The organism is Oceanispirochaeta sp. (assembly GCF_027859075.1).
GTDB lineage: Bacteria > Spirochaetota > Spirochaetia > DSM-2461 > DSM-2461 > Oceanispirochaeta.
This window is the reverse complement of record NZ_JAQIBL010000335.1, coordinates 1-12288: the sequence shown is the minus strand read 5'-3', so window position 1 is coordinate 12288 and position 12288 is coordinate 1. Positions and strand designations below refer to the sequence as shown.

The following is a 12288-nucleotide window of genomic DNA, read 5'->3' as shown; positions in this document are numbered from 1 at the left end:
GGATGAGGCAGATGGGCTACTTCAAAGATTCTAATGAAAATGGCCGGGTGGACAGGGAAGACGAAGGCTGGATTCCCGTTCTGGGAATCGACGGCATTGACCAGGCTTTGGTGCTCATCTCCGAGGGTTATCTTTACGGAACTGTTCTCAACGATTCTGCCTCTATGGCCCAGGCTATCACAGAGCTTGCTGATGCCATTCTCAACAACAAAAGCTTCAATGACCTCTCTTTTCAGCTGGAAGATGGTAAATATATCAGGATTGATTATCAGGTCTTCACTTTGGAAAAATAAGGGTCTTTTTTGGATAATCTTACAAAAACAGGAGAGTATATCGCATTGTGATCTGCCGGATCGGTGCTATTCTCGATAGAGACACATGATATTTTTATATCAAAGGAGTATCTATTTTATGAAAAAAGCAATTCTTTTTACACTCATCATCATGATGGTGATGCCTCTTGCAGGAATCTTTGCATCAGGTCAGGCAGACAGTGGTAGTGACAAAGTTGTTATCGGAGCCAATATCTATAACTTCCAGGATAACTTTATGAACGGTGTTATGAAACCTGTTCTTGAAAGCTACGCCGCTGAACTGGCCGCTGAAATCCAGATTGTTGACTCAGAAGGTCAGCAGGCTACATTGAACAACCAGGTCGATATTTTTATTACTAAGGGTGTTGATGTTCTGGCTATCAATCTTGCAGATCCCGCGTCTGCTCAGTCAATTATCGACAAAGCTAAAAAAGCTGACATTCCTCTTATCCTCTTTAACAAAGAAGGATCTAAAGAAGCCATGGCTTCCTATGACAAAGTATGGTATGTCGGTACCGATTCTGCTGAGTCTGGAATCATTCAGGGTCAGATGATGGTAGCTGACTGGAAAGCCAACGCCAAGATGGATCTGAATGGTGACGGTGTTGTTCAGTACGTTATGCTCAAAGGTGAACCCGGACATCCTGATGCTGAAGCCAGAACAAAAGAATCTGTAAAAGCATTTACCGATGCAGGAATCAAAGTTGAACAGCTGGCTCTCGAAGCAGACCCCAACTGGTCTACACAGCACGGAAATGACAAGATGGCTGCATGGTTGACTTCTTCTTTCGGTAAGAGTATCGAACTGGTTATCTGTAACAACGACGGAATGGCATTTGGTGCTATCACAGCTATGAAGGCTGCCGGTGTCAGACTCCCCATCTACTCTGTAGATGCTCTGGATCAGGCCCTGACACATATTGCTGAAGGTGAACTGGACGGAACCGTACTGAATGACGGTAAAAATCAGGCTAAAGCCACTTTAGACCTGGCAGTGAATGTTGCTAAGGGGAAAGCTCCCACAGCAGGAACAAACTGGAAACTGACTACTGACGGTTCAAAGGCTGTTCGTGTTGCCTACGTTGGTGTTACACCCAAAAACTATCAGGAATTCAGATAGAACTAAAGAGAGATTTATCATTCCTTAATGAGGTTGCAGAAGCAGTTCGCTGCTTCTGCAATTTTTTGTTATGAATAATTTCAGAAAAGTCAGATTAGCTTATATAATGTACAGAAACCTAAGTCTGTTTCGGTAGAGAGGTGATTCTTTTGCAAGAAGAATATTTATTAAGAATAAAGGATGTCTGCAAGTCTTTTTCAGGTGTAAGTGTTCTAAAAAATGTCTGCCTGAATGTTCGAGCGGGATCTGTTCACTCCCTGATGGGAGAAAACGGAGCAGGAAAATCCACACTGATGAAATGCCTCTTTGGTATTTACAGACAGGATGAGGGAACATTCTTCCTGGGCAATGAAGAGTTCAATTTTCAAGATCCAAAACATGCCCTGGAAAATGGTGTCTCCATGGTTCACCAGGAATTAAACCAGGTTGTACAGCGAACCATCATCGACAACATCTGGTTGGGTCGGTACCCTACAAAAAGAATCTTTGTGGATGAGAAAAAAATGTATGACGATACAAAGGCTCTTTTCGAGCGTTTGAATATCAATGTTGATCCAAGGATCGGATTGGACAAGCTTTCGGTATCACAAAGACAGATGGTGGAAATTGCCAAGGCTGTCTCATATAATGCCAAAGTCATCGTATTGGATGAACCAACATCATCCCTTACGGATAACGAAGTCAAAAAACTATTCGACATCATTGCTGTTTTAAAAGCAGATGGTGTGGGAGTCGTGTATATATCTCATAAAATGGAAGAGATTTTTGAAATCTCCGATGAAGTGACTGTTCTCCGGGATGGAAACTACATCGGGACTGAAAAAATTGAAGATCTGACCATGGAGAAAGTTGTCAATATGATGGTTGGCCGGGACCTGGAGGAGCGTTTTCCTCCCAAGACCAATGTCCCCGGTAAAGTCCATATGTCTGTCAAGAATTTGACCACTAAATACAGACCTGTTATTCATGATGTGAACTTCGATCTCCATCGGGGTGAAATCCTGGGAATTGCCGGCCTGGTCGGTGCGGGGAGAACCGAGATGGTTGAATCTCTCTTCGGAGCGAGAACACTTGAAAGCGGTGAAATTTTTATAGATGGGTTAAAGATTGATAATTCCAATCCTCATAAGGCCATCAATAATCACTTTGCCCTGCTGACAGAAGAACGCCGGCAAACCGGGATTTATCCTGTGGCAGACATTACATTCAACTCCACCATCTCCAATGTTCAGGCCTATAAAAACAAGTTTGGATTTCTTGTCGATCAGAAGATGAAGGATGATACGGACAAACAGATCAGCAATATGCGGATCAAGACTCCCAACAGGAGAGAACTCATCCGTTCCCTCAGCGGTGGAAATCAGCAGAAGGTCATCATCGGCCGCTGGCTTTTAACCAATCCAGATATTCTCCTGTTGGATGAACCCACAAGAGGAATTGATGTGGGTGCCAAGTTTGAAATTTACCAGCTTATCATTGATCTTGCCAACAGCGGTAAATCTGTCATTATGGTATCTTCAGAAATGCCAGAACTCCTGGGTATTACCAACAGAATCATGGTTATGAGTAATGGATATGTCTCTGGTATTGTAAATACCGAGGAGACGACACAGACCGAGATTTTTAATATGTCTGCGAAATATTTAAATAATAATAGAGAGGCCGAAGCATGAGTACCCTAGGGGATAAACTCTTTAGAAAAACAAAAGAAGAGTGGATGGATCTGTTAATTAACAATGCCATCTACATCGTTATTTTTTTAATCATCATGATTGTTGTCATCAAGGAACCCTCCTTTATATCCATCCCGGTATTCAGGAATATCTTGACTCAGTCTTCGGTCAGACTGATTCTGGCCTTTGGCGTTGCCGGTATCATCATCCTCCAGGGAACTGACCTCTCCCTGGGACGTTCTGTCGGTTTTGCTGCCGTTATTTCGGCATCTCTTCTACAGAGACCCGACTATGCCTCCCGTTTCTATCCTGATATGGTCCAGCTTCCCCTGTTTGTTCCCCTTCTGGCGGCCATTGTAGTCTGTGTTTTTTTCTCCGCCATCAACGGCTGGGTTGTCGCCACCTTTAAGATTCACCCCTTCCTGGCGACCATGGGTATGATGATTACCCTTTATGGTATTCTCTCCATCTACTTTGCTTCCGGTGCTCCCGGACCTCAGCCCATTGGCGGTCACGATAATCGTTATGTGGAACTGGTGACCGGACAGACCCTGGGGGTCCCCAATCTGGTACTCATTGCCGCCATTGTGTCTGTGTTTGTCTGGGTACTGTGGAATAAGACGACCTTTGGAAAGAATATGTACGCCGTCGGCGGAAACCCTGAAGCAGCCAATGTTTCTGGTGTTAATGTCACCAGAACTACTATCCTCGTTTATGTCCTCGCCGGGGTTATGTACGGAATTGGTGGATACCTGGAAGCGGCCCGTATTGGTTCTGCCAATAATGGTACAGGTTTCGGTTACGAGCTGGATGCCATTGCGGCCTGCGTTGTGGGAGGAATCTCTTTTTCCGGCGGGATCGGAAAAGTGTCGGGAGCCATTGCGGGTGTTCTGATGTTCACTATTATTGCCTACGGGATGACCTTTGTAGGACTGGATCAGTACTACCAGTACATTATCAAGGGTATTCTCATCGTTGCCGCCGTATCTCTGGATGCCAAGAAATACCTGAAGAAGGTGTGACCTTCATCCCCGGGAGAGATTCTTTCTCCTGGTATCAAGATGTTTTGTTTTGATTGATATATGAGCCTCCCGGATTCCTTCCGGGAGGCTCATATTTTTTATAATGAAATCGATTCACTTGAAGCTCATCCGTGAAAATTAGATAATGTTCTATGCATACTCCTTTTTTACTGAGTCTGTTCACAATCCTTTTGGGCTATTTTTTAAAAAGGATAGGAATCTTAAAGGCTGAACACAGCGGACCACTCTCAAAAATTGTCATGAATGTGACCTTTCCGGCTCTCATTTTGATAACTTTCTCCTCTTCCAGGATTACGAAAGAGCTTTTTCTTCTCCCCTGGCTTCCTGTTCTCTCAGCCCTTTTGGGGCTGGGAGCAGGGTTGTACCTTTTTAGACGGCTGTCCTCGGATACAAAGGGTCTCATGCTCATGGCCACCATGGGTTTGAACATTGGTCTCTTTGCCTTTCCTATACTCCAGGGCTTGTTCGGTGATCTGGGGGTTCAGGTCGCCGCCATGGTGGATCTTGGAAATGCCTTTGTCATATTCGGCCTCTCCTATATGGTGGGAGAGCGTTTTTCTCCGGTGAGGGAAAATCATAAAAGGGGAGTCTGGGGCACGATCAAGGTCTTTAGCCGCTCGGTGCCTCTCGTCTGTTACATTCTGGCTCTGTTTATCAATCTAATGGGCTTGTCACTGCCTTCTTTTACCCTTTCCTGGTTGAGTATTTTGGCGCGAGCTAATCAATTCCTGGTCCTTCTGGTTCTTGGACTTGTTCTCAGCTTCGGGTGGAGGACTCACTTGAAAAGCGGTTTGGTTCCCCTTTTAATCCTGAGGTATTCTACAGCCCTCGCTCTGGGAACTCTGGTTTGGTTTTTCTTTCCCGCTGATCAAGTGGTCAGGAAAATTATTTTTATGTGCTTGATTTTACCTGCGGGTTTTGCAGTAGTTCCCTATTCATTAGAGTTTGAATATGACAGGGACAGTGCCGGAGCCATTGTGAATATAACCCTGATTATCAGTTTTTTCCTGATGTGGGGGCTGGCTATTTTTCTGTGATGTGATCGCTTCTGACCTTTATTGCTTGCATTCTGAACGTTATTATTCCAGAATGGTCTTAGAAGGAAGGGGTTCATGAAGATGGATATACCTGCAGAGCGACATGTTCGTATCCTGCAATTACTTAAAGACAAAGGGATCGTCCGGGTCGATGAACTCAGCCGTGATCTTGATGTCTCAGTTATAACGGTCCGCCGGGATCTGGCTTCAATGGAGAGTGATGGGCTTCTGGAGCGCACACATGGCGGTGCCATCTCAGCTAATGTAAAAATCAATGAGCCCAGCTATTTGGATAAGGGGAGGCAGAATGTCTCTATAAAAACAGTCATTGCCCGCAAAGCAGCAGAGCTGATTGAACAGGGAGAAACTATCTTTATCAACAGCGGGTCCACTACTTCTTTAGTCTTGAGAGAGCTTGTAAGCATTCCCAGGCTGACTATTATTACGAATAATGTGGGAGCTCTTCATAATCTGGAGGCCGGTTCGGATATCGATCTGATTCTGACCGGAGGATCCCTCCGGGCAGGGACGGGCTGCCTTGTGGGTGAAGATGCCCTGAGCCGGCTGAGTATGAGTTTTCCCGCCACCACCATTATCGGTGTGGATGGTATTTCCTTCCGCCGGGGGCTGACCTCTCATAACCCTCATGAGGCTGCAGTTACAAGGAAAATGATTGAGCAGACATCTGGAAGGGTCATTCTTGTGGCTGATTCCAGCAAGATTGGTTCTCTTTCTCTTCATCATGTATGCCCTCTGTCTGCAGTGTCCATTCTGATTACTGACTCACTACCCGATTCATCCATGCAGGAGGATTTTGAGGCAGCAGGCGTCCAATTGATCGTTTTAGAAGACAAAAAAGATCAAATTAAATCGTAATATTGGAAATAATATCCGCTAAACGATCTTTAAAGTTGACAAAAAGATCACAAACGATCTAAGATGGTATTGAAATAATAATTCGAAGATGAAGGAGACGGGTATGGGATACGCTGATGCCTATAAAGACTGTGAATGGATGGACTTTGATGTCCTGGAAAATTTTATGAAACAGGTTCTGCATAATAGCGGCATACCTGAAGGAGATGCAGCTATCATCTCGGATGTCCTGATCGAATCAGACAAGAGAGGGATCGATTCCCACGGTATCGGGAGGCTGAAACCAATTTATATTGACAGACTCGATGCGGGAATCATGGAGCCCGTCACCAAGGTGGATATCATTAAAGAAACGACCACCACGGCGGTTCTCGATGGAAACAACGGGATGGGTCATGTTGTCTCTAAACAGGCCATGCAGATGGCTATCGACAAGGCTAAAGAACACGGCATGGGAATGGTCGTTGTCCGGAACTCAACCCATTACGGTATTGCCGGATACTACACTTCCATGGCCACAAAGGCCGGAATGATCGGAATGACAGGAACCAATGCCCGTCCCTCCATCGCACCGACCTTCGGTGTTGAAAATATGCTGGGTACCAACCCCCTGACCATCGGTCTGCCCACGGATGAAGAGTTTGATTTTAACCTGGACTGCGCCACCTCTGTATCTCAGAGGGGAAAGTTGGAAGTCTACGGGAGAGCCGGAAAAGAACTGCCTCCGGGATGGGTCATTGATGAAAACGGCAAGACCCGTACCGATACCCAGCAGGTTCTGATCGATTTGACCAAAGGGAAGGCCGCCCTAGCTCCTCTGGGAGGGATTGGTGAAGAGACCGCCGGGTTCAAGGGATTCGGTTATGCCACGGTTGTTGAGGTTCTGTCTTCGGCTCTGCAGGATGGCAAGTTCATGAAAGACCTGAATGGCTTTGATAAAGAGGGAAACAAGATTCCTTTTCCTCTGGGACACTTCTTCATAGCCATCAATACAGATGCTTTTCTAGGTGAAAAGGTCTTTCGCAGCATCGCCGGTTCTATTATGCGGGGACTTAGGGACTCCAAGAAGGCTCCTGGTGAAGAGCGGATCTATACGGCAGGCGAAAAGGAATACCTGGCCTGGCAATACAGAAAGGATCACGGCTGCCCTGTCCCTGGAGTTTTGCAGAAACAGATGACCGAACTCAGGGATCGATGGGACATGAATTTCAGGTTTTCCTGGGATTCTTGAGACTCTCCTGCCTATAATTCAGTAGAACAAATAGTCATAAGGATAATTAAAATGGATGAAATGAAAAAGAAAGCTCTGGAATATCACATTCTGGATGGAAAACCGGGAAAACTGGAAGTCATCGCTTCCAAACCCTGTGTGACTGCCGATCAGCTGTCTCTCGCCTATTCTCCCGGAGTTGCCTATACGGTTCTTGAGATTGCCGAGAACCCCCTGGATGTCTATAAATATACAGGCAAAGGGAATCTGGTCGGTGTCATTACCAATGGTACGGCCATCCTTGGTCTGGGTGACCGGGGTGCTCTGGCGAGTAAGCCCGTCATGGAGGGGAAGGGTGTTCTTTTCAAACGCTTTGCCGACATTGACGTTTTTGACATTGAGCTGGATACGAAGGATCCCCAAAAAATCATTGAAATTGTTAAGGCTATGGAACCTACCTTCGGGGGAATCAATCTTGAAGATATTGGTGCACCCGAATGCTTTGAGATTGAACAGGCTCTGATCAAAGAGTGTAAAATCCCTATTTTCCATGATGACCAGCACGGTACCGCCATCATCGCCACAGCGGGGATGATGAATGCCGCCGAGATCACGGGTAAAAAGATGGAAGATCTGAAGGTCGTCGTGAATGGCGCCGGAGCTGCTGGTATCAGCTGCAGCAAGATGTTTCTGGCCGCCGGTGTCAGAAGAGAGAACCTCCTCCTCCTTGATTCAAAGGGTGTTCTCTATAAGGGAAGAACCGAACGGATCACCCTGGAAAAAAAGGAATTCCTAGTCGAGACAGAAAAGAGAACCCTGGCTGATGCCGTTGCGGGAGCAGACTTTTTTATCGGACTTTCAGTGGCGGACTGTCTGACCGCTGATATGCTGAAATCCATGGCTGCCGATCCTGTCATATTTGCTATGGCAAACCCCAATCCTGAAATCAAACCCGAGATGGCCCTGGCAACCAGGGATGATGTCATTATCGGAACAGGGCGAAGCGATTACCCCAATCAGGTCAACAATGTCCTGGGATTTCCTTTCATTTTCAGAGGGGCTCTGGATGTTAAGGCCAGCAAAATTTCCGAGGGGATGAAGATGGCCGCCGCTATGGCCCTGGCCGGTCTGGCGAAGGAACCCGTACCCGATGAAGTCCGTAAGGCCTATGGCCGGGATTTTAAATTCGGCCGGGAGTATGTTGTTCCTAAACCCTTTGACCCAAGGGTCATTGAATGGGAAGCCGTGGCCGTTGCAAAGGCAGCCTGTGAAGAGGGGCTGGCAGCAGATCCCATAACCGACTGGGATGCCTACAGGGTATCCTTGAAAAAGAGAATGGAAAAATACTGGAAGTAATTTTTATTTTTAAATAGAAGTGTTGGTAACCGCAAATCCGATACGCGGCGGGTTTGCGGTTTTTTTTAAGGAATATCAACAGGGTTTCAGGACTCTGATTCCATAAGCTTTGACATCCCATTGAGACGATACAGTCTCTGTATAATCCAGGCAATCTGTGTAATCCTTACTGAGCCTCAGAAAACCCGGGGTATCACAAAAGTTCATGACGAAGAGATACTCTTCATTATCTCCTGATCTTATTTGAAGATTTATACCCTCAGAACATTCCAGGAGTTCCAATTTTAAAGAGTGTATTCCCCGATCGCTGAGAATGGTTTGATACAAGGCTTTCAGGCTCTCTGTCTCCAGTCGTCCGGCTAAGTGAAATGCCATGCCCTTCCCATAGTTATTCACCGTGAGTCCCGGCAGGCCTTCAACATTTTTCCCTGTAAATGAGGCGAGAACCTGGGCGGTCAGAGGATGGATCACTTCGTAGTAATCCTGTACAGGATAGTCTTCTCCCATCCTCAGATGGATTCTTTCATATTTATGAAGGGAATCTAAATCCTCTATCTGTATCCCTAAAAGGTACTGGAGCGGACCGGGGCTTCCCCCCTCAAAACAGAGGTCGGTTTCATTGACATAGCCGCTTAAGTAGCTGGTCAGGATGGTGCCACCCCTGTGGACATAGTTTTTCAAATTTTCCGCGGTCTTGCTGTCCAGGGAGTAGAGCATGGGGGCTATCACCAGGTCGTAGTCCATCAGTTCTTCTTCTCCTGAGACAACATCCATGGGGAGCCCAAAGTCCCAGAGGCAGAAGTAATGTTTTCTGAGAGTTTCAATATAAGCTTTCCGGCTGTTATTGATGGGACCCATGCTGTCATCGAAGGCCCAGCGGTTCTCCCAGTTGAAAATGAGGGCAGCCCGGGGTGAATAGTCTTTGGCTGCGACGGGTTTCAGAACTTCCAGAATCTCTCCCAGCCGAACAGCTTCCCGGTAGATTCTTGTATCAGACGTTCCGCTTTGATCGACGACGGCTCCATGGAACTTTTCAAAACTTCCCCGTCCCTGGCGCCATTGGAAATACTGCACCGAATTGGCTCCATGAGCGACGGCCTGAAGGCTGGATAGAATATTCATCCCGGGTTTCTTGTTTTTGGATATTCCCTGCCAGTTCACCTTGGAAGGGGTACTTTCCATCAGAAGGAAGGGCTTTTTATGTAAATTTCTGAAAATATCGTGTTGAAAAGCGACTTCCGAGGCTCTCCGATAGTCGTCTACCGCCTCGTCTGAGACTTCTCCAGGGATAAACACCTTATGCCCCGGGAGGTGCCATGCCGGATAGGAGTCCCATGAGGCATAGTCCTGAGAGTCCTTAAACTTCCAGTAATCCAGTCCAGGATCATTTTCCGCCTCTTCAATAGCCATCATCATATTGGTCGTCACCGGCAGGGTTGAACCGGCCCTTTTCAGAGCGTCCACTTCCTCTTTCATGAAATCGACTGTCATATGGGTTGTAAACCGTTTCCAGTCAATGTTGAGACCATGGACGGAAGTTTCTCCATGAGGAACAGGGGAGTGAATCTCTTCCCAGTCAAATATTGTATGAGACCAGAAAGTGTTCCACCAGGAATCATTCAGGTTTTCCAGGGTCCTGTATCTTTTCTGGAGCCATGTCCTGAAATTCACCTGACAGAGATCACAATGACAATCTCCGCTGTATTCATTGGAGATATGCCAGAGAATCACTGCGGGGTGATCAGAATAACGTTCGGCAAGCTTCGTGTTTATAATTTGTACTTTTTCCCTGTAAACCGGGGAGGAGTAACAATGGTTGTGCCTTAATCCGAATAAATTCCTGTTTCCCGATGGATTTACCCGGAGAACCTCCGGATATTTTCTGGCCATCCAGGTGGGACGGGCGCCGGAGGGAGTCGCCAGGAATACTGGAATGCCTGCCTCATGCAGATCATCCATGATTTTATCCAGCCATTCGAATTGAAATTGACCCTCTGCGACCTCAATGGAGCTCCAGGCAAATATACCGAGGGAAACAACCGAAATATGAGCCTTTCTCATCAGCTCAATATCGGCGGCCAGAATATCCGGCCTGTTCAGCCATTGATCAGGGTTGTAGTCACATCCGTAGAGAAGTTTGTCTTCAATGGACCATTTCATATTCACAGGGTTTCCCTCCGGTTTCATTTTATAGAACCCATCAATCCCTGAACGAACTGCCTCTGCATCGCCAGGAAAAGAAACATGATGGGGAATGTTGAAATACAGACTAGTATCATGAGGCCTCCGTATTCAATGGTGTAGGCTCTCATAACTGAAGACATGGCAATTGGCAGGGTTTTCATTTCATCGCTGAGGATGGTCATCAATGGCCAGAGATAACTATTCCATTGGAGCAGGAACATATAGATGCTGGCTGATGCAAAGGTCGCCTTCATGGATGGTACGACGATGGAGAAGAATATGCGGCTTTCTCCCGCCCCGTCCACTCGGGCCGCTTCTATGATTTCAGTGGGAAACATCTTAAAATTCTGTCTGAGAAAAAAGATGATAAAGACGGACATGACCGAGGGGAGGATGATGGCTGTATGAGTATTCAGCAGATTCATTCCGGCAATTTGTTTGAACATTGGAATGACAATGGCCATCTGAGGAATAATCAGCGACAGCAGCAGTATCCCGAAAATCCTGTCCCTGTTTTTTGAAGGATATTTTTCAAATCCGAATGCCGCCAGGCTGTTCACAAGAATTCCCAGGAAAACTGTGAACAAGGCAATCTTGGAGGAGTTCACAAAAAAGTGAAGCACATCATATATTTTGTTTATTTTCACCCAGTTTTGAAAAAACTGATTTCCCGGGATAAGTCTTCCCATGACAACATCATTGGGGTTTTGTGTTGTTCCGATCAGCATCCAGATAAATGGAAACAGGGATAAGAGCGCACCGATAAAAAAGATGGTTAGCAAAACTGCCCGGCCGAGGGTAAGTTTTTTATTGACCATTGCCATTATTTTCGCTCCTTCAGTAGTTTGATCTGAATAAAGGCCAGGAGCCCGGCTATGAGAACCATAACATAGGACAAGGCGGCGGAATAACCAAAATCCGAGTTGAGAACAAAGGCCTGTCGGAAGATATAGAGGGCCACTGTCATTGTTGCATTGGCAGGTCCTCCTTCCCAGGTCAGGACATTCGGCTCATCAAAGAGCTGCATTGTCCCGCTTGTGGAAGTCACAACTGAAAAGAGGATGACCGGTATGAGAAGGGGCAGGGTAATGGAGATAAACTGCCTGATTTTCGAAGCCCCATCCACCTCTGATGCTTCGTAAATTTCATTGTCGATGTTTTGCAGACCCACTAGAAAGAACACCATATTGTAACCGGTCCATCTCCAGGTCAGGGCAATAATGATGGTGATTTTTGCCCAGAAAGGGTCATTCAGCCAGCCGATCGGTTCCGAGAGGATCTTGGATGTGAGAAGAAAATTATTCAGCAGCCCGTTGGTCTGCAGCAGAATCCTGAAAAGGACAGAATAGGCTACCAGGGAGGTCACACAGGGCAGGAAATAAACCGTACGGAAAAGACCTTTAAATCTTCTGATGCCATGATGGAGAATCACGGCAATAATCATGGCCAAAAACACCATGAGAGGAACCTGTACC

10 protein-coding genes and 1 pseudogene are annotated in these 12288 nt (G+C 46.4%); 8 read left to right on the top strand and 3 right to left on the bottom strand.

The annotated features are described in order from the left end of the window. The 8 genes and pseudogenes from PF479_RS18975 to PF479_RS18940 form a co-directional block, all read left to right on the top strand. A pseudogene (locus PF479_RS18975) lies at positions 1 to 293 on the top strand (hypothetical protein); the annotation flags it as partial. 118 nt (positions 294 to 411) lie between these two features. After that, positions 412 to 1434: a galactose ABC transporter substrate-binding protein gene (locus PF479_RS18970; protein WP_298010132.1), complete on the top strand. Its 1023-nt coding sequence runs from the start codon at positions 412 to 414 to the stop codon at positions 1432 to 1434. Positions 1435 to 1583: 149 nt separating this feature from the next. Then, complete coding sequence (locus tag PF479_RS18965; RefSeq protein WP_298010130.1) at positions 1584 to 3107, top strand: ATP-binding cassette domain-containing protein; 1524 nt, start codon at positions 1584 to 1586, stop codon at positions 3105 to 3107. Then, a complete protein-coding gene (gene mglC, locus PF479_RS18960) occupies positions 3104 to 4129 on the top strand; it encodes a galactose/methyl galactoside ABC transporter permease MglC (RefSeq protein WP_298010128.1) in 1026 nt (341 codons plus the stop codon). The genes PF479_RS18965 and mglC overlap by 4 nt, the downstream gene beginning before the upstream one ends. A 152-nt stretch (positions 4130 to 4281) precedes the next feature. Further along, positions 4282 to 5187: an AEC family transporter gene (locus PF479_RS18955; RefSeq protein WP_298010126.1), complete on the top strand. Its 906-nt coding sequence runs from the start codon at positions 4282 to 4284 to the stop codon at positions 5185 to 5187. Between the two features lie 75 nt (positions 5188 to 5262). Continuing rightward, a complete protein-coding gene (locus PF479_RS18950; protein ID WP_298010124.1) occupies positions 5263 to 6063 on the top strand; it encodes a DeoR/GlpR family DNA-binding transcription regulator in 801 nt (266 codons plus the stop codon). A gap of 103 nt (positions 6064 to 6166) precedes the next feature. Next, on the top strand, positions 6167 to 7294 hold the full coding sequence (locus PF479_RS18945; protein ID WP_298010121.1) for an Ldh family oxidoreductase: 1128 nt from the start codon (positions 6167 to 6169) through the stop codon (positions 7292 to 7294). Positions 7295 to 7345: 51 nt separating this feature from the next. Next, positions 7346 to 8629 (top strand): malic enzyme-like NAD(P)-binding protein, encoded by a 1284-nt coding sequence (locus PF479_RS18940; RefSeq protein WP_298010119.1) that lies wholly within the window; start codon positions 7346 to 7348, stop codon positions 8627 to 8629. A gap of 75 nt (positions 8630 to 8704) precedes the next feature. On the opposite strand, the gene PF479_RS18935 is transcribed toward PF479_RS18940, so the two are convergent. The 3 genes from PF479_RS18935 to PF479_RS18925 all read right to left on the bottom strand — a co-directional run. Then, positions 8705 to 10789, bottom strand: coding sequence for a beta-galactosidase (locus tag PF479_RS18935; protein WP_298010133.1), 2085 nt, complete (start codon positions 10787 to 10789; stop codon positions 8705 to 8707). Positions 10790 to 10812: 23 nt separating this feature from the next. Continuing rightward, entirely contained in the window at positions 10813 to 11637 is an 825-nt protein-coding gene (locus tag PF479_RS18930) for a carbohydrate ABC transporter permease (RefSeq protein ID WP_298010116.1), read from the bottom strand. Beyond that, positions 11637 to 12288: carbohydrate ABC transporter permease (locus PF479_RS18925; RefSeq protein WP_298010112.1), on the bottom strand; the 652-nt coding region annotated here is incomplete at its 5' end. The genes PF479_RS18925 and PF479_RS18930, both read right to left, overlap by 1 nt.